21 protein-coding genes are annotated in these 26,942 nt (G+C 38.9%); 14 read left to right on the top strand and 7 right to left on the bottom strand.

Annotated features, from left to right (window positions below):
- Nucleotides 1-87 precede the first annotated feature (87 nt).
- The 3 genes from AC4IF5_RS01625 to AC4IF5_RS01615 form a co-directional block, all read right to left on the bottom strand.
- The gene (locus AC4IF5_RS01625) at nucleotides 88-1,866 is read right to left on the bottom strand and encodes an AMP-dependent synthetase/ligase (protein ID WP_490731039.1); all 1,779 of its coding nucleotides are present in this window, start codon (nucleotides 1,864-1,866) and stop codon (nucleotides 88-90) included.
- A 181-nt stretch (nucleotides 1,867-2,047) separates the two neighbouring features.
- Nucleotides 2,048-2,719, bottom strand: a complete 672-nt coding sequence (locus AC4IF5_RS01620) for a metal-dependent hydrolase (protein ID WP_490731038.1) — start codon at nucleotides 2,717-2,719, stop codon at nucleotides 2,048-2,050.
- 79 nt (nucleotides 2,720-2,798) lie between these two features.
- Nucleotides 2,799-3,374 (bottom strand): Crp/Fnr family transcriptional regulator, encoded by a 576-nt coding sequence (locus AC4IF5_RS01615; RefSeq protein ID WP_490731036.1) that lies wholly within the window; start codon nucleotides 3,372-3,374, stop codon nucleotides 2,799-2,801.
- 194 nt (nucleotides 3,375-3,568) lie between these two features.
- Between AC4IF5_RS01615 and AC4IF5_RS01610 the strand changes: the two genes are divergently transcribed.
- Nucleotides 3,569-4,708, top strand: a complete 1,140-nt coding sequence (locus AC4IF5_RS01610; RefSeq protein WP_490731034.1) for an acyl-CoA dehydrogenase — start codon at nucleotides 3,569-3,571, stop codon at nucleotides 4,706-4,708.
- A 22-nt stretch (nucleotides 4,709-4,730) separates the two neighbouring features.
- Complete coding sequence (locus AC4IF5_RS01605; RefSeq protein WP_490731032.1) at nucleotides 4,731-5,096, top strand: hypothetical protein; 366 nt, start codon at nucleotides 4,731-4,733, stop codon at nucleotides 5,094-5,096.
- A 113-nt stretch (nucleotides 5,097-5,209) separates the two neighbouring features.
- On the opposite strand, the gene AC4IF5_RS01600 is transcribed toward AC4IF5_RS01605, so the two are convergent.
- The 3 genes from AC4IF5_RS01600 to AC4IF5_RS01590 form a co-directional block, all read right to left on the bottom strand.
- Nucleotides 5,210-6,241: a cupin domain-containing protein gene (locus AC4IF5_RS01600; protein WP_490731030.1), complete on the bottom strand. Its 1,032-nt coding sequence runs from the start codon at nucleotides 6,239-6,241 to the stop codon at nucleotides 5,210-5,212.
- 117 nt (nucleotides 6,242-6,358) lie between these two features.
- Nucleotides 6,359-7,291 carry a DUF4349 domain-containing protein gene (locus AC4IF5_RS01595; RefSeq protein ID WP_490731028.1) on the bottom strand — a complete coding sequence of 311 codons (933 nt, stop codon included), beginning with the start codon at nucleotides 7,289-7,291 and terminating at the stop codon, nucleotides 6,359-6,361.
- A 420-nt stretch (nucleotides 7,292-7,711) separates the two neighbouring features.
- Nucleotides 7,712-9,307, bottom strand: a complete 1,596-nt coding sequence (locus tag AC4IF5_RS01590) for a peptide chain release factor 3 (RefSeq protein ID WP_490731026.1) — start codon at nucleotides 9,305-9,307, stop codon at nucleotides 7,712-7,714.
- A 694-nt stretch (nucleotides 9,308-10,001) separates the two neighbouring features.
- On the opposite strand from AC4IF5_RS01590, the gene AC4IF5_RS01585 reads away from it, so the two are divergent.
- From AC4IF5_RS01585 to AC4IF5_RS01550, 8 genes are all read left to right on the top strand, one after another.
- Nucleotides 10,002-10,832 (top strand): CPBP family intramembrane glutamic endopeptidase, encoded by an 831-nt coding sequence (locus AC4IF5_RS01585; protein ID WP_490731024.1) that lies wholly within the window; start codon nucleotides 10,002-10,004, stop codon nucleotides 10,830-10,832.
- Nucleotides 10,833-10,873: 41 nt separating this feature from the next.
- Complete coding sequence (rdgB, locus tag AC4IF5_RS01580) at nucleotides 10,874-11,449, top strand: RdgB/HAM1 family non-canonical purine NTP pyrophosphatase (protein ID WP_490731022.1); 576 nt, start codon at nucleotides 10,874-10,876, stop codon at nucleotides 11,447-11,449.
- A gap of 68 nt (nucleotides 11,450-11,517) precedes the next feature.
- Nucleotides 11,518-12,432 carry a ribonuclease Z gene (locus AC4IF5_RS01575; protein ID WP_490731020.1) on the top strand — a complete coding sequence of 305 codons (915 nt, stop codon included), beginning with the start codon at nucleotides 11,518-11,520 and terminating at the stop codon, nucleotides 12,430-12,432.
- Between the two features lie 7 nt (nucleotides 12,433-12,439).
- The gene (locus AC4IF5_RS01570) at nucleotides 12,440-13,210 is read left to right on the top strand and encodes a TIGR02757 family protein (RefSeq protein WP_490731018.1); all 771 of its coding nucleotides are present in this window, start codon (nucleotides 12,440-12,442) and stop codon (nucleotides 13,208-13,210) included.
- A 13-nt stretch (nucleotides 13,211-13,223) separates the two neighbouring features.
- Nucleotides 13,224-13,757 carry a DUF1003 domain-containing protein gene (locus AC4IF5_RS01565; protein ID WP_490731016.1) on the top strand — a complete coding sequence of 178 codons (534 nt, stop codon included), beginning with the start codon at nucleotides 13,224-13,226 and terminating at the stop codon, nucleotides 13,755-13,757.
- Between the two features lie 314 nt (nucleotides 13,758-14,071).
- Nucleotides 14,072-16,429 carry a choice-of-anchor L domain-containing protein gene (locus AC4IF5_RS01560; protein ID WP_490731014.1) on the top strand — a complete coding sequence of 786 codons (2,358 nt, stop codon included), beginning with the start codon at nucleotides 14,072-14,074 and terminating at the stop codon, nucleotides 16,427-16,429.
- A gap of 169 nt (nucleotides 16,430-16,598) precedes the next feature.
- Nucleotides 16,599-20,183, top strand: a complete 3,585-nt coding sequence (locus AC4IF5_RS01555; RefSeq protein ID WP_490731012.1) for a choice-of-anchor L domain-containing protein — start codon at nucleotides 16,599-16,601, stop codon at nucleotides 20,181-20,183.
- Between the two features lie 371 nt (nucleotides 20,184-20,554).
- Nucleotides 20,555-22,918 (top strand): choice-of-anchor L domain-containing protein, encoded by a 2,364-nt coding sequence (locus tag AC4IF5_RS01550; protein ID WP_490731010.1) that lies wholly within the window; start codon nucleotides 20,555-20,557, stop codon nucleotides 22,916-22,918.
- Nucleotides 22,919-23,067: 149 nt separating this feature from the next.
- On the opposite strand, the gene rsmA is transcribed toward AC4IF5_RS01550, so the two are convergent.
- Complete coding sequence (rsmA, locus tag AC4IF5_RS01545) at nucleotides 23,068-23,838, bottom strand: 16S rRNA (adenine(1518)-N(6)/adenine(1519)-N(6))-dimethyltransferase RsmA (RefSeq protein ID WP_490731008.1); 771 nt, start codon at nucleotides 23,836-23,838, stop codon at nucleotides 23,068-23,070.
- A 91-nt stretch (nucleotides 23,839-23,929) separates the two neighbouring features.
- Here rsmA and AC4IF5_RS01540 point away from each other — a divergent pair, with 91 nt between their 5' ends.
- From AC4IF5_RS01540 to truB, 4 genes are all read left to right on the top strand, one after another.
- The gene (locus tag AC4IF5_RS01540; RefSeq protein WP_490731006.1) at nucleotides 23,930-24,829 is read left to right on the top strand and encodes a cell division protein FtsX; all 900 of its coding nucleotides are present in this window, start codon (nucleotides 23,930-23,932) and stop codon (nucleotides 24,827-24,829) included.
- Between the two features lie 2 nt (nucleotides 24,830-24,831).
- The gene (locus AC4IF5_RS01535) at nucleotides 24,832-25,128 is read left to right on the top strand and encodes a DUF3098 domain-containing protein (RefSeq protein ID WP_490731004.1); all 297 of its coding nucleotides are present in this window, start codon (nucleotides 24,832-24,834) and stop codon (nucleotides 25,126-25,128) included.
- A 180-nt stretch (nucleotides 25,129-25,308) separates the two neighbouring features.
- The gene (locus AC4IF5_RS01530; protein ID WP_490731002.1) at nucleotides 25,309-26,127 is read left to right on the top strand and encodes an undecaprenyl-diphosphate phosphatase; all 819 of its coding nucleotides are present in this window, start codon (nucleotides 25,309-25,311) and stop codon (nucleotides 26,125-26,127) included.
- A gap of 23 nt (nucleotides 26,128-26,150) precedes the next feature.
- A complete protein-coding gene (truB, locus tag AC4IF5_RS01525; protein ID WP_490731000.1) occupies nucleotides 26,151-26,849 on the top strand; it encodes a tRNA pseudouridine(55) synthase TruB in 699 nt (232 codons plus the stop codon).
- Nucleotides 26,850-26,942: the final 93 nt, after the last annotated feature.

The raw sequence follows: 26,942 nt of genomic DNA, 5'->3' as shown, positions 1-26,942 counted from the left end.
TATCACAACTGAATTCTGCATTGGCTTCTCTGATCTTTCCAATACAAAAAAACCGCTTCATTTTTATGAAGCGGTCCATATCATATATTATTCCTGATGATCATACATCCTATTATACAAGGCGATAAACTTTTCTTTTACCGCTTTTCTTTTCAGCTTTAAGGTTGGTGTAAGAAGCCCGGTTTCAATGCTCCATACTTCAGGAGTCAGCTCGATCTTTTTGATCTTTTCCCAGTTTCCGAGATGTTCGTTGATTCCGTCAATTTCTTTTTCGATTCTTTGTTTCAGCTCAGGGCTTTTGGCAATCTCTTCAGGTGTGGAACCTATGTTCAGATTGTTTCTCATCGCCCAGTTTTTCGCAAATTCAAAATCAGGCTGTACCAGGGCGCATGGCATTTTTTCTCCGTCACCCACTACCATGATCTGCTCAATGAACTTGGATGCTTTGGCTAAGTTTTCAATAGTCTGGGGAGCGATATATTTTCCGCCCGAAGTTTTGAACATTTCTTTCTTACGGTCTGTGATCTGTAAAAATCCGTCACTGTCGATATGACCGATGTCTCCGGTTTTAAAGAATCCGTCCTCTGTAAATGCTTCTTTGGTCATCTCTTCATTCCGGAAATAACCTTTGAAAATAGAAGGCCCTTTTACCGTGATCTCACCATCTTCCTGAATTTTTACCTTCAGATTGTCCAATGGAATCCCTACCGTACCTACTTTCATTTTATCAAAGCTGTTCACGGAAATTACCGGTGAAGTCTCTGTGAGGCCATAGCCCTCCAAAATAGGAATTCCGGCATTCTGGAACATCAGATTCAATCTTGTTGATAATGCGGCAGATCCTGAAACCAAAGTAACGATTTCACCGCCTAAACCTTCTCTCCATTTAGAAAATACAAGCTTATCGGCAATGATTTCTTGCAGTCCGGATGGCTTTGAAATACTTTTCTTTTTGCTGATCAGGTTCAGAGCCCAGAAAAATATTTTTGATTTCAGTCCTCCGGCAGAAGATCCCGTATTGTAGATCTTATCATATACTTTTTCTACCAGTCTTGGGACTACGGTCATATAATGAGGCTTTACTTCTTTTACGTTTTCGCCCATTTTTTCGATGCTTTCAGCAAAATAGAGAGAAAAGCCATTGTATTGGTAAAGGTAAAACAGCATTCTTTCAAAGATGTGGCAGATAGGAAGGAAGCTTAAGGCTCTGGTTTCCTTGTAATCCAGGCTTCTTTTCTTTGGAATTCTCGGTATAGATCCCAATACATTGGAAACAATATTGTTGTGGGTAAGCATTACTCCTTTCGGTTTTCCCGTAGTTCCGGAAGTATAAATAATGGTTGCCAGATCCTCAGTATTAATGGCATTGGACAGATCATCCACCTCAATCTGGGTAGATTCGTCTTTTCCAAGGTCCAGAATTTCTCTCCAGTTGGCGGCACCGCTTATATTATCGAAAGTAAAGATTCCCTGAAGGCTTGGAATATTATGTTTTACCTTCATTACTTTATTCAATAGCTCTTTGTCTGACACAAAGCAGTACTGAATTTCGGCATTATTGAAGATAAATTCATAATCTTCCGGAGAAATGCTTGGGTAAACCGGTACGGAAACGACTCCGATCTGAGAAAGCCCAAAATCCATAATAGCCCATTCTGTACGGGAATTGGTGGTGATCAAAGCGATCTTATCTCCCGGTTTTATGCCCAGCTTTAGCAGTCCTCGGGATACCTTATTTCCCTCATTTATAAACTCCTGCGTAGAAGTTTTTTTCCATTCACCATGATATTTCGTTACGAACATATCCGTTTTAGGAAATTTCTCTAAAGCGTAGTGTGGAATATCGAATAATCTTTTGATTGTCATGATTTTTTAAGCAATTTTTAAAGAATTTTAAATATAAGCATTTTTTTTAATTGAAAAAACCGAACCTTATGAATTATAGATTAGTTGAATGCTTAACATATTAATTTCAAATTCAGCTCGGAAAAATGTAGGAACTCCCTGTTTCTTTTAAATTGCTCATTTATTGAGGGTAACGATATTTTTACTGATCTTTCAAAGGTTTTATTTCTCTGTTTTTATCAACCCAGCGAGCAAGAACAATAATGATGATCATAAGGATGATAAAAGATATAAATAAAATTTTAACAGAATCAGGCGGGGGAGGTCCAAATGTATTGGAGAGAGTCACAATCACAAGTAATATTGCCAATCCCCAAAGTCCCCACATGCCTTTTTTATTCTTAGCTTTTGTTATGGATGTATATACAAACAATCCGCCGAAAAAGATAAGAAATTCAATAATAAGGGTGGCCGCAACATGGTTCCATAACCCGAATCCCACTTTATAATCCCCAAATGGAGTAATGGGAAGGTCTGTAGTATGAACTATTAAATCAAAGAACCAATGGCTAAGGACACATAAGCCAATGACAACAGAACTGCGAATATCTTTTTTAATTAAAAAATATATGGATGCGATAACAATCCCCCAAATAATTCCCATTAAAAGGCTGTGTGTATATGGAAAATAAAGAAATTCGTATGCATTCACCTGAGTGTACCCCGGTACAATTACTACTTTTTCTATATTAAAGATAAGCATAAACGGCCAAAGAATGTCTACAAATTGAGTGGCTATAAATAGAGTTGGCAGTGAAACCTTTGGAGCTGCTTTTTTAGCGGCGAATGATAAACCGAAGTGTCCTATAAACATGATAATGTTGTTTTTGTGTTTAATAACAAATACAAAGTTAAAATATAGAACAAGGGATACACTTGATAAAAATCAAGAATTATATGACCTGTTTTCTCCTGATTCTGCTGAAAGTTTCCGGAGCCATCCCCAGTATTGATGCAATGTATTGTAACGGGACCTGATTAAATAATTCTTTGTTGTTTTCAAAAAAGGAGTTATATCTTTCTTCAGCAGACATGGAGAGGTGGCTGAAAATACGGTCTTCCATATAGGTAAAGCATTGTATGATGAAATTTTTTTCCAGTTCATTCCATGTCGGAACTATATTGGTAATTTTACTATAGTCATTGTTGGTAATAAAATAAATTTCCGTATCAGATAATGCCTGAATGGTCCAGCGGGATGACTGTTTAAAAAAGAAACTTGGCAGATCTGTTCCAAAATACCCTTTCGTTGCAATCCATTGGGTGATCTCTTTGCCATCTGTTGCTGCAAAGACCCTTAATAATCCGGATTGAATAAAACATAACTGATCACATACTTCTCCCTCTTTTAAAAAGTAATCTCCCTTTTTCAAAATTGCCGGTTTGAAAAGTGAGCTTATCTGTTTCAATGGTTCCGGATGGAGAACTTTAAAATAAGATTGAATATACTGCTCAAGTTCTGTCATCATACTGGAATTAAAATATTCTTAATTGTCAAATCTACACATTAAATCAATACTATACATACTCTGCTCCTCATATCAATATGCTGTTTTTTTATCATAATTCATGTAGGTGAACAGATTAATAATGCCTGATTACTGATTCTATTTTCAGATTTGCTTAAAAAGTGTAAATTTACGGCTATCTAATTATTTTTTTTATGGACTTTAATTTATCGGAAGAACAGCTGATGATTCAGCAGGCAGCAAGAGACTTTGCACAAAACGAACTATTACCTGGAGTTATTGAAAGAGACCGTGATCAGAAATTCCCTGCAGAGCAGGTGAAGAAAATGGGTGAAATGGGCCTTTTGGGAATGATGGTTGATCCAAAATACGGAGGTGCAGGTATGGACAGTGTTTCTTACGTGCTGGCAATGGAGGAGATTGCAAAAGTAGATGCTTCTGCAGCTGTTGTGATGTCTGTAAACAACTCATTGGTTTGCGCCGGTCTTGAAAAATTTGCTTCTGAAGAGCAAAAGGTAAAATATCTTACTCCTCTTGCAAGCGGGCAGGTGATCGGAGCATTCGCGTTATCTGAGCCTGAAGCAGGTTCCGACGCAACTTCTCAGAAAACAACCGCTGAAGACAAAGGAGATTATTATCTTTTAAACGGTATTAAAAACTGGATCACAAACGGTGGTACCGCTTCTTATTATATTGTAATCGCTCAGACAGATCCTGAGAAAAAGCATAAAGGAATCAACGCTTTCATCGTAGAAAGAGGATGGGAAGGCTTTGAAATCGGACCAAAAGAGGATAAACTGGGAATCAGAGGAAGTGATACGCACTCTTTGATCTTCAATAATGTAAAAGTTCCGAAAGAAAACAGAATCGGTGATGACGGATTTGGTTTCAATTTTGCTATGGCAGTATTGAATGGAGGAAGAATCGGTATCGCTTCTCAGGCTTTGGGAATTGCTTCCGGAGCTTATGAGCTGGCTTTGAAATATGCCAAAACAAGAAAAGCTTTCAAAACGGAGATCATTAACCACCAGGCTATTGCGTTTAAATTGGCGGATATGGCTACTCAGATTACAGCGGCAAAAATGCTTTGCTTCAAAGCGGCATGTGAGAAAGATGCCGGAAAAGATATCTCTGAAAGCGGTGCTATGGCAAAATTATATGCTTCTCAGGTAGCAATGGATACTACGATTGAAGCTGTACAGATTCACGGTGGATACGGATATGTGAAAGAATACCACGTAGAAAGATTAATGAGAGATGCAAAAATCACTCAGATCTACGAAGGAACTTCTGAGATCCAGAAGATCGTGATCTCAAGAAGCATTGCAAAATAAAACATTTTAAAACACACTGCTTATGAAAAAATCTTTGTGGATCACCCTCGGTGTCGTACTGCTGTTACTGGGAGTATTTGTATGGTATAAGTATTTCTTCGTTTTCGGAGAAGGCGTGAAATCCGGATACCTGAATTATGCCATGAAAAAAGGCTATGTTTTCAAAACTTATGAAGGCAAACTGATTCAGGAAGGTTTCGGAAAAGGAAAAACAGGAACTATTACAAGCTATGAGTTTGAGTTCTCTGTAGATGACCCTGAAGTTTTCAGACAGCTTGAAAACAACAGTGGTAAAACTTTTGACCTGCATTACAAAGAATACAATGGGGCTCTTCCGTGGAGAGGAAACACAAAGTTCGTTGTAGACAAAGTAGTGAACATGAAATAAAAATAAATAAGGCTCTCAATTTGAGAGCCTTATTTTTACACCCAATCACAAAATATTAATATATAAAATAAAAATTTTCTGATTCATTTTGAATTTCGTCCGGTTACGAAGGTTTATTTGATAATAAGTTTATCGGATGCCGGGAACTGATCAACAATTTCGTTATCCACCCCAAAATTTCCTTTTAAAATGTCTTTCGGATTTCCACTGATCCAGCTGCTGAGATCAATGGCTTCATACAAACCGTTATTAAATCCAAGAAGAACTATAAGCTTTTCTGTTCCTGTATTTTTGATATAATGGCCGGCTCCCATCGGAACATAGCCTACATCTCCTTTGTTAAATTCATCCTTTACAAACTGTCCCTCAGCCAGAAAAACTCCCATTTCCGCCTTTCCCTGAATGTAATACTGCCATTCGTCGGCATTGGGATGCCAGTGCAGCTCCCTTAGCCCTCCGGGTTCTATTTCGAAAATACTTCCGGTGATGGTCTTGGCAATCTCAAATTCCTTTTGGGTAACCACTCTCTGTAATCCCCCTCCGGGAACTACTATGGGCTGTTGAGCTCCTAACGGATACCGATGTTTTGAGACCAGTGAGATTTCATTTCTTGCAGAAGCCAATCCGGAATGAATGTCAGGAAGCTCACATTTTGCAAAATAAGCTTCTCCCTGATGCAGCTGCTTTACCTCATCTATAGTCAATCCTAAATTCTGAGCCGCGATTTCTACCGGAACACTGGAGATAAAATCTGTAATGCTAAAGGTATGATCTTCAGAAAAATCACCATTGTCAAAAATTAATATAAAATGACAACTTTTACTGCTGATACATTGTAGAACATGTCCATAACCTCTCGGAAAGTACCAGACGTCTCCCGGATTAAAAATATCAATAAAAACATTTCCTTGCGGGTCGATAACGGTGGTCCGCATTTGTCCTTCCAAAACATAGCCCCATTCCGCTGCATTGGCATGCCAATGCAGTTCACGGATAGCTCCCGGCTCCAGATGCATACTGACTCCGGCAAGGTTTTGAGAGGCTTTAAATTCCTTTACAGAAACACCTCTTGTGATTCCACCGGGACCTAGTCTGGGCTTCTTTTTTTCTAATTCATACTTGAAGTTTGGGAGTCTTTTGCTCATGAACCGGTGCTTGTAATGATTAATATCTTGATAAATTTAAAAATAAGAATTTGTTCAAAATTCTAAATATTATTAAAAAAAAATTAAAAAAATCCATTACAAAGATACATCTGCTATTTATTGGGCGTCGTTGTTAGGAATGTTTTTCTTTTTGTAGAAATAATATCCGATACCGGCAATAAGAAATAAAGGCCATAGCGGAAGGATAAACAGGAAAACGGACATGATCACATCCCAGCCGGATTCAATGGCGGCCAGCGATTTTCCACCGAAAGTTTTAGGTTCCTTTTCTGCTCCGGTTTTATCCAGGATACTTACGTTGATGCTGCAAATGGTGTTGTCTGCATACTGCCGTCCGGAAACCTGAATGTCTCTGGTTTCTATATCCCCGACACTGCTGTTTAAAGCTTCCATCAGACCATCGAAATGTTGGATGGGTACTTTGATGTCCATGCTGTACAACTTCTGATTTTCTTCCCGTCGGTTGGCAGACTCTACATAAGAAAGGTTTTCACTTTTAATATATCCGTTATTTCTGATCGCTTCTTCTCTGATGATTTCCTTTACCGTTTCTGCATTATCCGCTTTTATAGAAAGATATCCTGACTTTACCATCCTGTCCTTGATGTTCAGCTCATAGCTGTCGTTTTTCGGTTTGTCCTTATAAACGATTTTGGTTTCTCTGATTACTTTTGGGGCAGGGACATTGACAACGATCTTTTCAGGTGTATTGGCAGCAGAATCTTTTTTCTCAATTTTGGATTCCAGCTTTGTTGAAGCAATTTTCGCTGATAGGGAATCTACCATTTTTGAGGTGTTTTCTATTTTCTGCTGAATATCGTTCTTCGTATTTTCAAAATCTTTTATTCTGATACTGGCAGAATCAAGAGCCTGGTCAGCTGTTTTGCCCGCATTGTCTATAGCTTCTGCAGCAATGGTGGAGGCACTGTCTATGGAATGTACAGCTTCTTCGATCTGAGACGGGACAGTATTCTTTTTACACATTATAAAGGTACCTGATACCACGACTAGTAATATGAACTTTTTCATAAGATTAATTTTTTGATGAAGTAAAATTAGGAGAGAGGCTCTTGTAAAGATTGTAAATAGAATGTATTATCGTAGTAAAATTGTAATGATCATATTTTCAGATATTTGTATTTGTTTTACAAGAGTTTTACAAAATACTCTATGTTGGATGATCCGGATTTTTAAGGTGGATAATTCTAAAGTTGAAAAACTATAATCAAAAAACGCTATATATTTAATACTGAATTTATTTCTAAAGTGAGCTTTACTTATCGGGAGCGTACGTAATAAGTTTTCAGGAATTTTTTACTGAGGGTGAATATCACAGTTGGAGACATAAGAATTCTACTCCAGGGACTCGACATGAAAAAATCCGCAGAAAATTTCTACGGATCTTATACTTTTTAAGCAATTTCGCCTTTTTGCGATTTCACCCTTTCATTAATTCTCTCTAAATTCACTGATGAAGTGTAATTTCACATTAGGGAATTTCTCCTGTGTCATATGAATAGTGAATGACGAGTCGGCCAAAAATACCAGTTGGTTGTATTTATCTCTCGCAAGGAATCTCTGCTTAAGTCTTGCAAACTCTTTAAATTCTTCAGATTTCTCATCAGCTTCCACCCAGCATGCCTTATGCATAGAAAGTGGCTCATAAGTACATTTAGCCCCGTATTCATGTTCCAGACGGTATTGAATAACCTCATATTGAAGCGCTCCTACAGTACCGATGATCTTTCTGCCGTTCATTTCCAGGGTAAACAGCTGTGCAACCCCTTCATCCATCAGCTGATCGATTCCTTTAGCCAATTGCTTGGCTTTTAGAGGATCATTATTGTTGATATAACGGAAGTGCTCAGGAGAGAAGCTTGGAATACCTTTGAAGCTTAATTTTTCACCACCTGTAAGGGTATCTCCGATTCTGAAGCTTCCTGTATCATGAAGCCCTACAATATCACCAGGGAAACTTTCTTCTACTACCTCTTTCTTATCAGCAAAGAATGCATTGGGAGAAGAGAATTTCATCTTTTTGCCTTCTCTTACCAATAAATAGTTTTCATTTCTTTTGAATGTTCCTGATACGATTTTTACGAAGGCAAGCCTGTCTCTGTGCTTAGGATCCATATTAGCGTGGATCTTGAAAACGAATCCCGTGAAAGTATTCTCTTCAGGTTTTACAAGACGTGTATCACTTTCTTTGGGCTGCGGCATTGGAGCAATGTCGATGAAAGCATCCAATAATTCACGGACTCCAAAATTATTTAAAGCTGAACCGAAGAATACCGGCTGGAGATCACCTTTCATATAGTCTTCACGGCTGAATTCCGGGTAAACAGACTGGATCAGATCAAGTTCTTCTCTTAAAGTTGCTGCTGCTTTTTCACCAATCACTTCATCAATGGAAGGATCATTAATATCATCAAACTTTATAGAATCTCCAACTTTCTGTTTTTTCTCTTCCAGGAACAGCTGAATGTTGTTTTCCCAGATATTATAAATACCCTGGAAGTCACTTCCCATACCGATTGGCAGAGAAAGAGGACAGACCGTTAATCCTAATTTCTGTTCAACTTCATCCAAAAGATCAAAAGCGTCTTTACCCTCACGGTCAAGCTTGTTGATGAATACCAGCATCGGAATGTTTCTCATTCTGCAGACCTGAACCAGTTTTTCAGTTTGTTCCTCAACCCCTTTTGCAACGTCGATGACAACAATTACAGAGTCTACGGCAGTTAAGGTTCTGTAGGTGTCTTCCGCAAAGTCCTTGTGACCGGGAGTATCAAGGATGTTGATTTTGTGGTCTTTATATTCAAAAGCCAATACGGAAGTCGCTACAGAGATTCCTCTCTGTCTTTCAATTTCCATAAAGTCGGAGGTCGCTCCTTTTTTTATTTTGTTGGATTTTACCGCCCCGGCTTCCTGGATTGCCCCCCCGAAAAGTAGTAGCTTTTCTGTAAGAGTTGTTTTTCCTGCATCCGGGTGGGAGATAATTCCAAAAGTCTTTCTTTTTTGTATTTCTTTGATTAAGTCTGACATATCGTATTTTGAAGTTGCAAAAATCGTGATTTTTTACGAAGTTTTCAAATTTAAATGATAACAATGCTTATTAGGTTAAAGAGCTGCTGGGCAGGAGGGTTTGAGAATCGTAAACAAAAGGGGGAATGTAATACCGTAAATTCTCATTTATCATTAATCCGTTTTTACTGCCCAAAGTCAATAGTGAATTGGGAATGTGCTATGAAATTCACACGCGCAGCGTATTTTGGCCATCGACTTTTCACATCAAACCAGAGTCCTTATGATCAATATAAAAGCATAAACCAATCCGAGAGCAACAAACAGAAAAAAGCCGTCATGATATACTCAAATACTCCAAATTCATTGGCGGGCGGATGTTCTGAAGTAAGATTGTATTGTTCTATGGTTTGTGGGCTTATTTTCAGATCGGGACGGAAGTGTTGAATGCTTTTTAGAAAATGGCGGTACAATTCATATTGGTTGCTGAGAATGACATATTCAAAATTGAAATCTATACTTTCCAATACAATGTTGCCTGCAAAATAAAAGTAACGAATCTGTTGATTTTAGACCCAACACCTGGAAACGATAATTCTGTATTTGTTTTGATGATACCCATGGTTGCGGCACGAATTTAAGTATTTTCTTTTTTAGTTGCCTGTAGCACTCAAAAAAATTATCTTTGTTTTCAATAAACTTTTACAGAACAAGAATGGAAAATAGCAGGTATCCGAAGTTTACTTTTACATGGTTGGGCGCTGTTGCTTTGGTGGTTGGATTGTTTGCAGGAACGATGGCTGTTTCCTTCTTCAGTACTTTTTGGAAAGTTGTTTTCAAAGAAAATCTTGAGCTTAAAGATTGGTTTCTGATGGTGGCCAATTCTGTAGGATTCCTTACGGCTATTGCTTTTTTTGATTTTTTTATTGTAAGGCGTACGACGAATATGAAGCTTAATTTCAATTTCTCATCAGTCAATTTTTACACCTATCTCCTTGTTTTTCCTATGATGGCGGGAATGATGTTTATTTCAGAGTTTGTCACCGCCCAGATCCCTACCACAGGACCTTTTTTCGGAGAATTTTACGAATATTTCGTCCAGCTTATGAATCAGCTGACCGATGATCCGGTCATCATGCTTATTATGACGGTGATCATGGCCCCGATCTTTGAAGAAATTATCTTCAGGGGAATTATTCAGAAAGGACTGATCAATAAAGGCGTTGCACCCTGGAAAGCAATTCTGTATGCTTCCATTATTTTTGGAGTTGTTCATGGGAATCCATGGCAGTTTATCAGTGCCGTAATGTTGGGATGCGTTCTGGGACTGGTATATGATAAAACAAAATCTTTACTGATACCGATACTGTTGCATGGCTTTAACAATCTGACCCTTTCATTACTGGTGCTTTATGGTAAAAATGAAAGTTTTGCACAGGCTTTTAAGGTTTCAGAGTGGCTGATACTGGCCGTAGGACTTGTACTTTTTTCTTTATTCTATTATCTTTTTATGAAAAAGTATAAAGTACACTATGCCGAAATGTAATGGATCACCGTTGAAAAGTAAAATTGAAAATGAATATAGAAATGGAATTATTAGTAGCGACACACAACGAACATAAAAAAGAAGAAATCCAACAGATCCTGGGAAATGATTGTGCTGTAAAAAGTCTTACAGATTATGATATTCACGAGGAAATTGTAGAAGATGGTGATTCTTTTCACGCCAATGCCCTGATCAAAGCAAAGTACTGTTTTGAAAAAACCGGAGTTCCAAGCCTGGGAGATGACAGCGGTTTGGTAGTTGAATCTCTGGACGGAAGACCCGGGATATTCTCAGCCCGCTATGCAGGAGACCATGATTTTGCTAAAAATATCGAAAAGGTATTGGAGGAGTTGCAGGGAATAGAAAACAGGAAAGCTTATTTCGTTACTGTTCTATGCTTTTATGATGAAAATGGAGCCCGATATTTTGAAGGTAGGGTTCATGGAAATTTATTGACTGAAAACAAAGGATTTAAAGGATTCGGATATGATCCTATTTTTGTTCCTGAAGGTAACGACAGAACCTTTGCAGAAATGAATCCTGAAGATAAAAATAAGATCAGCCACCGTAGACAGGCACTGGATCTGTTTATGGATTTTTTAAAAGTGACAGATTAAATTTAACGATAAGGTAAAATTATCTATTTAGATTTTCTGTCGTACATTTGTTACAATAAACTATTGATTTGAGTACTTATTTAACGATATTAGGTTTTAATTCAGCGATTCCGACCATCAATTCCTCACCTACGGCCCAACTGCTGGAAATGGAGGAGAGACATTTCCTGATCGATTGTGGAGAAGGTACACAGGTACAGCTGAGAAAAGCAAAAGCGAGATTTTCAAAGATCAATCATATTTTTATTTCCCATCTCCATGGGGACCATTGTTTCGGGCTTCCGGGGCTTATTGCCTCTTTCCGTCTCTTAGGAAGAGAAAATCCGTTGCATGTCTACGGCCCGAAAGGAATTAAAAAGATGCTGGAAACCATATTTCAGATTACGGAGACCCATCGTGGTTTTGAAGTGGTATATCATGAGCTCGATAAGGATTATTCTGAAAAAATCTATGAAGACAACAGGGTGGAAGTATATACCATTCCTTTGGATCATAGAATTTACTGCAACGGTTACCTTTTTAAAGAAAAGCCCAAAGACAGGCATCTTAATATGAAAGAGATCGCCAAGTACAGTGAAATTGAAACCTGTGATTATCACAATATAAAAGCGGGGAAAGATTTCGTATTAAGTGATGGCTATGTTCTTAAAAATGAAGTGTTGACGGTAGATCCGGCTCCTTCTGTATCTTATGCCTTCTGTAGCGACACCCGGTACCTGGAGAGTGTAATTCCTATCATTAAAAATGTAACGGTTTTGTATCATGAATCTACATTTTTACATGATCTGAAGGAAATGGCTGATTATACAGGACATACTACAGCACTGGAAGCGGCAACGATCGCTCAGAAAGCACAGGTTGGTAAATTGATTTTAGGACATTTCTCGAACAGATATGCAGATCTGACCGTTTTTACCGATGAAGCCAGAAATATCTTTCCCAACTCTTATTTACCCAAAGCGTTGGAAAGCGTAAAGATTTAAAATATATATGCTGAGATTTGAAGAATTAAGGGGCTTTCTTGACGAAAAGGCAGACCAGTACAATGCTCCCGGTTTTATTGAAGATGACCCGATACAGATTCCGCATCGTTTTTCAGTAAAGCAGGATATTGAAATTGCCGGATTTTTAGCCGCCACCATTTCCTGGGGAAACAGAAAATCGATCATTAAGTCTGCGGAGAAAATGCTTGATATCATGGGGAATTCTCCTTACGATTTCGTGCTGAATTATTCCGAAAAGGATCTGAGAGATATTCAGGATAAAAGTATTCACAGAACGTTCAACGGACAGGATTTTTCCTATTTTATCAGACAGTTCAACAGAATTTATAAAGAACATGAAAGCCTGGAAAACCTGTTTGAAGTCAAAGAACCGGAAATCAATTTTCTGCATGCTATAGAAAGGTTCAGAAGCAGCTTTCTGGAAGCTGAAAAGCACAGAAGTCATAAACATGTCAGTTCACCTTATAAAAACTCTTCAGCCAAAAGGATCATCATGTTTCTGAGATGGATGGTGCGGAAAGATAAGCGGGGAGTAGATTTTGGGATCTGGGAACATACAGATCAGAAATACCTGTCTATTCCTTTAGATGTCCATACGGGGAATATCTCCAGGAAATTAGGATTGGTATCAAGAGCCCAGAATGACTGGAAGACCGTGGAGGAACTGGATGTGGTCATTCGCAAATTTGATGAAAATGATCCTGCAAAATATGATTTTGCATTGTTCGGGTTAGGTGTTACTAAAGAACTGTTGTAAAAAATAACTAAGGATGAAAAAATATAACGAGAAAACAGAAATTCTTGAAAAAATAGCAGACAGCATTACAGCATGGATAGGATCTATTCAGTCACTGATTGTACATACCCTGCTTTTTCTGACTTCCTTTTTGCTTCCTATGGTGGATCTTGTTGAATTTGACAAAATGCTTCTTATTCTTACGACGGTACTTTCTCTGGAAGCAATTTATCTGGCCATCTTTATTCAGATGTCAGTGAACAAGAGTCACGAAAAAATTGAAGATATCCAGGAAGATATCGAAGAGATCAGTGAAGATATCGAGGATATTCAGGAAGATATTGAAGAGATCAGTGAGGATATTGAGGAGATCAATGAAGATATCGAAGACATTCAGGAAGATATTGAAGAGATCAACGATGAAGAGGAGGAAGAAGATCATAATGAAAGAGCAAAAAATGTAATATTGAAAAGCAATGTAAGCTCAAATAAAAATGAGATCAAAGCTTTAAAAGATATTATCACTCAGCTGCAGAACGAGATCGATCAGCTGAAGAGAGAAGAATAGGTATGGCAAAATGATTACCAAAAAAGCAAGAGGCTGTCTCAAAAGTGTCATTCTGAATGAAATGCAATGTAATGAAGAATCTCAAACAACTGACCATCAATGAGATTCTTCCTTCGTCAGAATGACAAAAGCCGAATTATTTGACTTTTGAGACAGTCTCTTTTTTATAACCTGAATGTTTATCTCGCTAATTTGTGGAATATGTAATAATAAGAAAAAAATATTATGAATGCTTAGGTCAAAGTGGAAAATACTCATGTTAAAGGAAGACCTAATATGAATATTTTTGCTACATTTGAACAAATGAAAATAAAATGTTAAACTATAGATTAAAAAACTACTTTTTTCTTTTCATGTTTTTACTGGCTTCTGTTTCTGTGTTTTCGCAAATTGCACCTAACAGAAAAGCTGCAAAAGCGAAACCTTCTGCGGAAAGTTTGAGAGCAGGAGCTTTTATAGATGTCAATGTACCACCTTATGCAGGTTCAGATTATACTCCTGAAGATCTGGTGAAAAATATCCTGATCAACGGAGGGACAAGCTGTACAAATGCGAACATTACAAATGTTACTGTTTCACCTAATCATACCGTAGATAATAACAATAGATTCTGGGGGTATTTTAATAAGGGAACAACGGATTTTCCTTTTACTGACGGGATTGTATTGACAACGGGATATGCAAGACAAGCAGGAAACACCTATGTATCAGATGTTGGAGCTTCAGTAGGAACGGGAAGTGATCCTGATCTTGTGACAGCCACCAATCCTACAACCAATCTTCAGGATGCGGTGGCTCTTGAATTTGATTTCGTTCCCAATTCCACGCAGGTGAAATTTAATTATATATTCGCTTCAGATGAATATACCTCCAATTTTCCGTGCCAGGATTATTCTGACGCCTTTGCACTTCTTTTAAAGAAAGTGGGAGATCCTACCTATACTAACCTTGCTATATTACCGGGGGGTGCTGGGCCTGTAAGCGTAACTAATATTGTACCTGCAGGAAACGGATTTTCCTGTGGTCCTATTAATGCTAATTTTTTTGGAGGGCTGAGTAATCCGCATGTAGTCATTAACTATTTTGGAAGAACAACTCCATTAACTGCTGTTGCTGATGTAATTCCCGGGCAGACTTATCATTTTAAGATGGTACTGGCGGATGCGATAGACAGGACTCATGATTCTGCGGTCTTCCTGGAAGGAGGATCTTTTGATATCGGAATTAAAATTGTGGATGAAGCAGGAGCTGCTCTGCCAGGAAGTATTAATATGTGTGACAATACCCCAAAGGTGCTAAAGGCTCAGGTTGCTACAATTCCGGGGATGACTTTCCAATGGTATAAAGACGGGGTTTTGATTTCGGGAGCAACCAATGCTACTTATGTCGCTACTGCACCGGGAGTATATACGGTAAAAGTGATGATTCCGGGAAATAACTGTCCGGGAGAAGCTTCCATTACAATTGTAGGAGGAACAAGCCCTACTGTACAGAATGCAACTCTTAAGCTTTGTACAACGCCTACGCTCGCTACTTTTAATCTAGAGGACGCAAAACCTTTGATCAGTACAACCCAGGGAGCGGTATTCCGTTTCTATGCCAATCAGGCTGATGCGCAGGCTCAGAATGACAGTTATATTACCAATCTTGCCAGCTATAACGGAACGGACGGCCAGATACTGTATGTTCTTGTTTCCAATGGTGCCTTCTGCAGCAGAATAGCAACTCTGACCTTAAGAAAAGAAGAAACACCTGTAGCACAGCTTAATGCGGCAAGGCTTAAGATTTGTTTGGGAGAATCAGTATTATTAACAGCTTCAGGTGGAGTGACCTATGAATGGAGTGATACTTCAAGTACAGGAGGAATAAGAACTGTAAGCCCAACCCAAACAACAACGTATACAGTGTATGCTATCGGAGCTCAGGGATGTAAATCTCTACAGCCGGCTCGTATTACTATTGAAGTTATACCTGCTATTGTTTCCACCCTGAAAGGAGGACATATCTGTCAGGGAGATAATATTATTCTGGATGCAGGCTCAGGACCGGGATATACTTATGAGTGGAGTACGGGAGAAACAAGCCAGACCATTACAGCAAGTACGCCGGGAGAATATACAGTGACCATAAGCAATGGGGTATGCTCACAGACATTCAAAACACAGGTGATCCAGGCTGTTATTCCTGAAGTGATAAAAGTTGATTATAATGATAGAGGTACGATGATCATTACAGCAACCAATCCTAGTAACGGTATCCTGGAATATTCAATCGACAATGGGGTAACATGGCAGAGCTCAAATGTATTTAACAATGTTCCTAAGAATAAAGTGATCTCCATTCGTGTGAGAGTAAAATACACGAGCTGTGTAGGATTTATTGAATTCTTTACATTCGTAATGAAAAATGTAATTACCCCGAACGGAGATAATATCAATGATGTCATTGACTTCAGCGGAGTGATCAACTATAAGGATTTCAGCGGACAGGTTTTTGACAGATACGGAAAGGAAGTATTTAAAGCAGAGAAGATCAGGCCTTATTGGGATGGATATTTCCAGGGGAAAAAACTGCCTACTTCCTCATATTGGTATCAGGTAACCTATGAAGATCCTGCAAGTAAGCAGGTCACTGTAAAAACAGGCTGGATACTACTTAAAAATGTTGAGTAATTTTAAACTATAATTGAAAGACTGACTGTTTTGTCAGTCTTTTTTTATTATTTTGAAATAAATAAAGTTGATATTCTACGATAAATAAATTTGCGTTAGTAATAATGTAAATTATATCGGGTTAAATTTTAATTAAAAAAAATAGTATTTTTGTTCAAAATAATATAAAATGTTAAATAGGAGGATAGGAAGTTTATTTTTAGTGTTATTTCTTGCCTTTATAGGAAATCTCACCTTTGCCCAGGACAGGGAAAGGGTAGAGGCTGCTAAAAAGCCAAGTACTGCCTCTTTGAGAGCAGGAGCTTTTATAGATGTTAACACTTCCGCTTACCCTGAGTCCGCTTACAGCATCACCCAGTTGGTAAAAGATGTCCTGATATCAGGAGGCAGCTGCGGTAGCTCTGTTGTAAGCAATGTAACGGTATCACCCAATTTGCCGCCAACTAACGGAAACCGAAGCTGGGGGTACTTTAACAAAGCAACAACCAACTTCCCCTTCAGTCAAGGAATTGTACTTTCTACCGGATATGCCAATAAATCAGGAAATTCCTTTCAGAGCAGCTTGAGTGATGCGTTAAACTCAGGAGGTGACGCTGATTTGGCAGCTGCTTTATCAATATCCAATGGTGAGCTGTTCGATGCTACTTCTATAGAATTTGATTTCGTAGCGTCTTCTACTGAAATTTCATTCAGATATTTATTTGCATCCAAAGAATACCAGAATCCTTTTCCATGTACAAAATCTGACGGTTTTGCCCTGCTGTTGAAAAAAGTGGGAGACCCTAATTATACAAACCTTGCAGTATTGCCGGGAGGAGCAGGGCCGGTGAGTGTAACCAATATTATTCCGGCCGCTTTAAATTGCGGACCTAAAAATGCGGCATACTTCGGGGGCCTGAACAATCCTCAGATCGAAACCAACTTTAATGGACGTACGGTGCCATTGACGGCAAAAGCAACTGTAATTCCGGGAGAGACCTACCATTTTAAAATGGTATTGGCAGATTATAGTGATATGAATTTTGATTCGGCAGTATTTTTAGAAGCCGGATCATTTGATATAGGAGTTAAAATTCTTGACCCTGCCGGAGTACAGCTTCCTGCTAATATCACCGTGTGTGATAATGCACCGCAAACCTTTACCGCTTCTGTTCAGGGTGCGAATGTTACCTACCAGTGGTTTTTAGGGGGTAACCCAATTCCGGGAGCCGTTAATGCAAGTTACACCACAGCACAACCAGGGGTATACATGGTTAAAGTTTATATACAAGGAAACCCATGTCCCGGAGAGGCAACAATCACGGTAACAAGCGTGGCATCTCCTGCAGTGCAGAATGCAACGCTGACGGCCTGCTATGCTGCTGGAAATACAATTTTTAATTTACCGTTGGCACAACCTTCAATAAGTACAACGCCAGGAGCTATATTTTCATATTATACAACATTGGCAGATGCGAATGCAGGAAATGCGAACACCATTCCTAATCCTGCCGCTTATTCAAGTCCTGGTGGACAAACAGTATACGTCAGAGTAAGAAACGGCAACGGTAGTTGTGCAAAAGTAGCTGAGCTGCAATTGGTAAAGGCTCCGCAGATGACAGCGTCTATTGCACCTCCGGTAGAGCTGAGCTGTACCAATTCCCAGATTACCCTGGATGCTTCCGCTTCTGTTTATCCGGCAGGGGCCACATTCAACTGGACTACAACAGGAGGAAACATTGTTTCAGGAGGAAATACTTTAAACCCTGTGATCAATGCTCCCGGTACCTATACTTTAACTATAGCGCAAACTTATCAACCGGGAAATATTAACTGTACAGCCACGGCAAATGTCGTAGTGACAGGCAACAGTGCGCCACCGGTTACCGGGCTTACAGCAAGTAAAGTGAAGATCTGTAAAGGCGAATCTGTAGTATTGACTGCCTCAGGAGGAGTGAGCTACACCTGGACAGGACTTCCGGGAACAGGAAATACGCAGACCGTATCCCCTACTACTACCACTACTTATACCGTAACTGCTGTAGGTGCCAATGGATGTCCTGCTCAGAATCCGGGTACGATAACAATTGAGGTATCAGAACCTTTTACAGCACAAAACGCAACGCTGCATAAGTGTTATCAGGCTGGACTGACTTATAATCTTACAGAGGCAGAAAGCCAAATCACTTCCGCTTCGGGAGTTACTTTTACCTATTATGTCAATCAGGCTGATGCAAATGCCGCCAATGGAAACTTTATTGCGACTCCTGCAGCTTATTCGCCACCGGGAAACCAGACTATATATGTATTGGTAAGCAATGGAGGGTGCAGCTATGTAGTTACTTTACAATTATTGAGAACCGCTGAGACTACACTGACGATAGCAGCACCGCAAACAGTCACCTGTACAGCTCCTCAGGTAACCCTGAATGCTTCCGCTTCTGTAATACCGGCAGGATCTACCATTGCATGGACAACTACTGGCGGAAATATCGTTTCAGGAGCTAATACACTTACCCCGGTAGTGAGTGCAGGCGGAGTGTATACCCTGACCGTAACTAATGTATCTCAGCCAGGGAATCTGACCTGTACCTATACTTCAACTGTAACAGTGCAGGAAGATAAGGTGCTGCCGGTTGCCGCCCTTGTGTCATCACAGCCTCGTATATGTGAAGGAGAGTCCGTGACTCTTACCGCTTCGGGAGGTGTGACCTATAATTGGGGCAATGGTCTTCCGGGTAATGGAAATACCCAGGTAGTTTCACCTACCAGTACAACAGTATACACGGTATACGCCGTAGGTGCTAATGGATGTGTCTCTGCAACGCCGGCAACCGTGACCGTTCAGGTAGGGCCACCTGTCGCAGGAATTTCAGCGTCTAAAACAAAAATATGTGTAGGAGAATCTGTTACCCTTACCGCTTCAGGAGGAATTACTTACAACTGGGTCGGACTTCCGGGAAATGGAAATACTCAGACTGTAAGCCCTACAATAACTACAATATACTCGGTATTTGCATTGGGAGGAAACGGATGTAGCTCTTTGGTAGCAGCTGAAATCGAAATTGAAGTTGTTCCGGCTATTGTTTCTATATTGGAGGATGTTTACGTTTGTGCCGGAGATAGTGGGACTCTGGATGCGGGAGCAGGACTTAATTATACCTATTTATGGAATACGGGAGCAACCACTCAGACAATAACGACCAACATTCCGGGAACTTATTCTGTGACCATCAGCAATGGAGTGTGTTCAAACACTTTCTCTGCCCAGCTGATCAATCCTGATCTTCCGCAATTTACAAATGTGGTTTTTGATAACCATATTCTTACGGTTACGGCAAGCAATCCTACCGGTGGAGTTTTAGAATATTCTATAGACGGAGGGCTTACATGGCAGGAGCCTAATATATTTTATGGGGTTTTAAATAACACGACTTATAATCTGATGGTTCGGGTGAAGGGTGCAAAATGTGGTAATTCACTGGATTACTTTACGTTTGTTATCAGCAATGCGATTACCCCTAATATGGATGGAGTGAATGATACGATAGACTTCACAGGAATCAGCGGATATAAAGATTTTGCGGCTTCTATTTTCGACAGATACGGAGCAGAAGTATATAAGGCGACAAAAAGTGATGCGGTATGGAAAGGATCTTTAAAAGGAATAAATCTTCCTACCGGTACGTATTGGTACAGGGTACAGTGGGAGAACCCGGCCAGCCGAAAACTGGAGCAGCGATCAGGCTGGATACTTCTGAAAAACAGAAACTAAATAATTCTAAAATAAAAACAAAAAATCTTTCAGTACTGAAAGATTTTTTGTTTTTAAATGGTAATGATGAAGGATATGATAAGAAGTATTTTCAGCAGATTTTTTTTAGATGGCCTTGTTGCGTTTATTATCATAAGCTCTTTAATTTAAGACCTCTGTATAGGGAAATGAGGCCTATTTTAGACAGAATGGTTTTATTAAATATTTAATGTTTCGAGAGAAACCCTGTGATTTGTCTTTTTGAGAAATTTAGGCTAGGATAATGGGAATTGTCTTAAGAGTTTTGTTTTTTTTGATTTTTTATTATAAAAAATATAAATATGTATATGGTATATTTAAAAAAAAATTAAATTTGTTGAAACAAAAATATTATGAGAAGATTTCTACCGCTTTGTTTATTTTTTACAGTCATCTCGACTTTTTTATTTTCACAGAATCAGCCCACGCAGCCCAGAAAACCTGTAAAGGAAACAGGTACTGCACAGTCCAGAAGAGCAGGCGCTTTTATTGATGTGAATGCTCCGGGATACATTGAGAGCTCTTATAACATTGAGAAAATGGTAAAAGACGTATTGATCTCATCAGGGACCAATACCTGTCTGACACCAAATGTAACGAATGTAACGATTACTCCCAATCATGCGCCATCTGATGCCAACAGAGCCTGGGGGTACTTTCATAAGGCTGCGACCAACTTCCCTTTCAAAGATGGACTTATCCTTTCTACAGGATATGCAAGAAGAGCCGGTAATACTTTCGAAGGGGCTCTTAATGATGTCAATGGAGGAGGATCTGATGCTGACCTGGCACAGATCATTGGAGTTGTAGAAAGCAGGCTGAATGATGCCGTACTTCTGGAATTTGATTTCGTGCCTACAACGAGTCAAATCAAATTTAATTATTTAATTGCATCTGAAGAATATACAGGCTCATTTCCCTGTACCTTTGCGGATGCTTTTGCGATATTGCTGAGACCGACTTCGGGTGGACCTTATGTAAATATGGCTGTCCTTCCCAATGGAGCAGGACCGGTAAGTATCACCAATATTCACCCGGCGATAGGTTCATCTTGTGGGGCTGTTAATGAACAATATTTTGCAGGATATAATACGACGAATGTTGAGACAAATTTTAACGGAAGAACAGTTCCGCTTACAGCAACGGCCGATGTGGTGGCTGGGCAGCAATATCACTTCAAAATGGTAGTGGCTGACTATAGCGACCATAGTTACGATACTGCTGTATTTTTAGAAGGAGGATCTTTCAACATCGGGGTAGATCTTTTAGACCCTTCCGGTGCGAAATTGCCTTCTGATATCAACGTTTGTGACAATGAGCCTCAGGTGATCACAGCGTCTGTAAGCGATCCTAACCTGGTATACCAATGGTATCATAACGGAAATCCGATACCTAACGCCACTACCAATACAATTACGGCTGTACAGCCCGGTACTTATACGATTGAAGTAAGTGTTCCGGGAAATCCATGTCCTGGTAAAGCTTCAATAGAAATTCACGGGGGAACTACACCACAGGCTCAGGACGCGACATTATTGCTGTGTACCACTCCGGATATAACGACCCTTGACTTAAGTACCATTACGCCTTCCATAAGCCCAACGCCTGGAGCCGTTTTCAAATTCTATGTAAACCAGGCTGATGCTGTTGCACAAAATGATAACTATATCCAAAATATATTAAACTATAACGGAAATGACGGTCAGATCCTTTACGTTGTAGTTTCAAACGGTAGCTTCTGTAGCAAAATGGTTGAGCTGAAACTATTGAAGGAAGTGACCCCAACTGCTAAAGTAAAAGCTTCCAGAATAAAAATATGTCCTGGAGAATCAGTAACCCTGACTGCTGAAGGGGGAGATACCTATGAGTGGAGCAACTTCATGGGAACCGGAAATATGCAGACGGTAACTTTATACCAGACTACTGAATTTACAGTATATGCACTGGGACCTAAAGGATGTAAATCCCTGAATCCGGCAACAATAAGAATAGAAGTAACCCCTGAGATCACTTCACCTTTAAAAGATGTTGAAATGTGTGTGGGAGATAAGGTGATCCTGGATGCAGGAGAAGGCACTGGCTATAAATATCTGTGGAGCACAGGAGCAACCACTCAGAAGATCGAAGTAGATCAGTGGGGAATCTATAGCGTGGAAATTGATAACGGCATCTGTACAAAAATATTCGAAGCCAAAGTAATGGGAGCAGCAACTCCGTTTGTTACCGCATTGAACTATGAGAGTATTAAAAAGACAGTAACTGTTACCGCGGAAAATCCTCCGATGAACAATATGCCAAGTACACTGGAATATTCTATTGATAACGGAATTTCATGGCAGGATTCTAATGTGTTTACCAATCTTTTAGATAACACAAAGTATACTGTATTGGTTAGAAGAGTAGGTACACATTGTGTCGGAAGCCTGGAATTCTTTACATTGCAGATCAATAATATCATTACTCCGAACGAGGATGGAATTAATGATGTTCTGGATCTTAAAGCTCTTGGTGAGTTTAATAATTTCACAGGATCCATATATGACCGATATGGAGTGGAAATGTTCAGATTCTCAAAAGAAAATCCGGTTTGGGATGGTACCGTAGGAGGTAAGAGACTGCCTACAGCAACCTACTGGTATAAGTTTAATTTTGAATATCCTAAATCAAAAGCACAGATGAACTGGTCCGGATGGATTATGCTGAAAAACAGAAATTAGAATTGATAATGTATAAATAATAAGAAAGAGGCTGTCTCATTTTGAGAGAGCCTCTTGTTTTTTAGCTCCGAATACGCAGATAAAAAGATTCTTGCATTCAGTGCCGAAAAATAAAAACTCCCTTGTGAGGAGTTCAATTTATAGAAAGTCTATTGATTATTTTTCCAGAGATTGGCAAAATGTATAAAGTCTGTTACGCTTAATTCTTCCGCTCTTTTATCCAGAAATTCATGACCTTTTAAAGCCTCAGGAATAGTTAATATTTTCAGTGCATTGGAAAGCTTTTTCCTTCTCTGGTTAAACCCGGCTTTTACAATTTGCTTAAAGAGGACTTCATTGCCGGCTAATCCTTCTTTCGGGTTTCTTGTAAGCCTGATCACTCCCGATTTTACCTTTGGTGGGGGATTGAAGACATTTTCATGAACGGTAAACATATAGGACACATCGTAATACGCCTGTATCAGAACAGAAAGAATCCCGTAATCTTTAGTTCTGGGTACAGCCGCTGTCCTTTCAGCGACTTCCTTCTGGAACATTCCCACCATTTCAGGGATCAGCTCATAATGGTCTACGATCTGGAATAATATCTGTGAAGAAATATTATAAGGGAAATTACCAATGATAGCGATCTGCTCATCCTTGATAAAGTTGAAGTCCTGTTTCAGAAAATCCCCTACGAAAGTATTTTCTGTAACCTTCGAATAATTGTTTTTCAGATATTCGATAGATTCCGTGTCGATTTCCGCAAGGTAAATGTTCTGATCTTTTTCAAGAAGATATTTGGTAAGAACTCCCATTCCGGGACCTACTTCCATGATATTATTATAGTTCTCAAAACTAAGACCTTCTACGATTTTTCTCGCGATATTTTCATCTGTCAGGAAGTGCTGTCCAAGATGTTTTTTTGCTTTTACACTCAAAGTTTTTTATGATTTTATTAACAATGATTTTCTTTATTTCGTCCCAAATTTCGGAAGTTTTTTTCTATTTTAGCCAAAAATTTTAATATTAATGGCTAAATCTGTAGATGAGTTTAATAAGAAAAGGCTTCGGTCCAGCAATATTACAGTAGTGATAAGTATTGCCTTAGTGCTGTTTTTGTTGGGATTAATGGGGCTTATTTTAATCAATGCCCAAAAGTATTCCGACTATATCAAAGAGCAATTGGTGGTGAACGCCTACTTTGATGAAAATTATGATGCTAAAGATTCTGTGAAGATTGCAAAACTGGAGGACGAAACTTTTAAAAAGGTACAGACATTAGCTCCTGTAAAGAAAGCGACCTACATTTCAAGAAGTATGGCGGCAAAAGAAGCCAAAAAAAGTATGGGGATTGACAGTGATGCGTTATTTGAAGAAAATATTTTCCCTTCGTCTATTGAAATAGCTTTAAAACCCGAGTATGTAGATCCTGCTAAAATTGACGAAGCGATCAAGGTGATCAAATCCGTTCCAGGTATTGTAGATGTGAAAAATGACAGTACTTTAATGGTGGATGTTTACAATAACCTGAACAGAATTTTAAAATGGATCTTAGGATTTTCAATCCTGTTTCTGATATTGGCTGTCGTATTGATCAATAACTCGATCCGTCTGAAAATATTTTCAAAGAGATTTATTATTAAAACCATGCAGCTGGTAGGGGCAAAAAGAAGATTTATCCTTAAACCTTTTATCATAGAAGCTATTATTTTGGGCGCTATTGGTTCCGTAATAGGTCTTCTTGCTTTAGGTGGGGTCTGGTATTATTTCACAAGTCAGATCGGTTCAGCTTTCGTGCAGGATACCAATCAGTATTTCTGGCTGGTTATCTTAGTGCTTGGAGTAGGAATCTTTATTTCAGTCTTAAGTACGATTTTCGCTACATGGAGATTCTTAAAATCAAACGTTGACGACTTATATTACTCTTAATAATGAGCAAAAAAACAAATAAATTTTCCGCTTCAGATTTTGGAAATGAAGCTGAAGTACCACAGGAAAACACTTTCTATTTCGGACAGCATAACTTTAAATGGATGCTGATCGGATTGGCATTTATTGTTGTTGGCTTTCTATTGATGATGGGACCTGATGCCAATACGGTTGACGGTAAATTTGATCCCAACTCATGGAATGACGATATCTTTTCCATCAGAAGGATCAGAATAGCGCCACTTTTTGTTGTCATAGGATTTGCAATAGAAGTGTATGCGATTTTAAAAAGAAAATAGATAAAATAACTTTATTTAAAGATTAAAAAATTAAAGAATTAAAAGATTAAATTAAATATTAATTTGAAATGTATATTCAATAATAATACATTTTCATTTATAAAATAATTAATATTTATATTGGCTTAGACCAGTCTTTTTGATTCCTTAATTCTTTAATCTTTTAATTTTTTTAAGAATATGGATTTAATCAAAGCAATTATTATTGCCATTGTAGAGGGGCTTACGGAGTATCTTCCAATTTCTTCTACAGCACATATGGGATTTACAGCAAACCTTTTGGGTATGCCGGATGATGAATTTTTGAAGATGTTTCAGGTTTCCATTCAGTTTGGAGCCATCCTGTCTGTTGTGGTAGCCTATTGGAAAAAGTTTTTCGATCTGAATAATATTCAGTTTTATTTTAAGCTTGCTTTTGCAGTAGTTCCGGCATTGATACTGGGATATTTGTTTGATGATAAAATTGAGGCTGTTCTTGGTAACCAGATTGCTATTTCTTCAGTACTCGTATTAGGAGGGGTAGTATTGCTGTTTGCTGATAAATGGTTTAAGAATCCTAAAATTGATGATGAAAAAGGGATAACGATCAGAAATGCGATAACGATCGGATTCTGGCAATGCCTTGCCATGATGCCTGGAACAAGCCGTAGTGCGGCTTCTATCATTGGAGGTATGGCACAGGGGCTGACGAGAAAGGCTGCCGCAGAATTTTCTTTTTTCCTTGCGGTACCTACCATGCTGGCGGTTACAGTATACTCTGTTTTTGTTAAAACATGGGGAAAAGAGACTGCAAACCCTCAGAAAGGATATGAGATGATCATGGCATCGCAGGATCATATTATGATCTTTGTAATAGGAAACGTTGTCGCATTTATTGTGGCTCTTATTGCCATCAAGGCATTCATTGGAGTACTCAATAAGTATGGCTTTAAGCCCTGGGGCTGGTACCGTATCTTTGTTGGGGTTGCTTTGTTGATCTATTTTTATTTCTTTAAATAAGAAAATATTCATTTTACCTATTCATGACAGCGGAAGAACTGAAATCAGGATACATTTTTTTATTGGACAAGCCTTTGGACTGGACTTCCTTCCAGGCAGTCAATAAAATGAAATATAAACTCAAAAGGGAATTTGATCTCCCTAAAAAATTCAAGATCGGACACGCAGGAACGCTTGACCCAAGGGCTACAGGCCTTCTTATTGTATGCTGCGGAAAGTTTACCAAAAAAATTCCTGAGATCCAGGATGCTCCCAAAGAATATTGGACGGAAATTAAAATAGGGGTACAGACGGAATCTTACGATACGGAAAAGCCGGAAATTCTTCATCAGGATATTTCCCGGATTTCAGAAGAACAGGTAAAAGAAGTATTGGATAAGTTTGTTGGAGAAATAGAACAGAAGCCTCCTGTCTATTCAGCGATCAAAATTGATGGAGAAAGAGCCTACAATCTGGCAAGAGCAGGCGAAGAAGTGGAAATGAAGTCACGAAAAACGACCATTCACTATATCAAAGATATAAAGATCGACTTTCCATTGGTAAGCTTCATTGTGGGATGTTCTAAAGGTACCTATATCCGGAGTCTCGCACATGATATAGGGCAGGAATTGGGAGTAGGAGCTTATCTGACACAGTTGAGGCGGACAAAAATTGGAGATTATGCAATTGAAAATGCTACAGATCAGTTTTTAAATAATGATTTCAGATTTGAAGGCTTGTAATGTTGATTTTTGGGATTGAAACTTGGAAAGCAGGTTTCATTTTCTAAAAGACTGAGCTCTGCAATCAATTTTCAGTAATAAAGATTATACCGG

It is taken from the genome of Chryseobacterium sp. UF-290, assembly GCF_058245615.1.
This window is presented reverse-complemented; position numbering and strand designations above follow the sequence as displayed.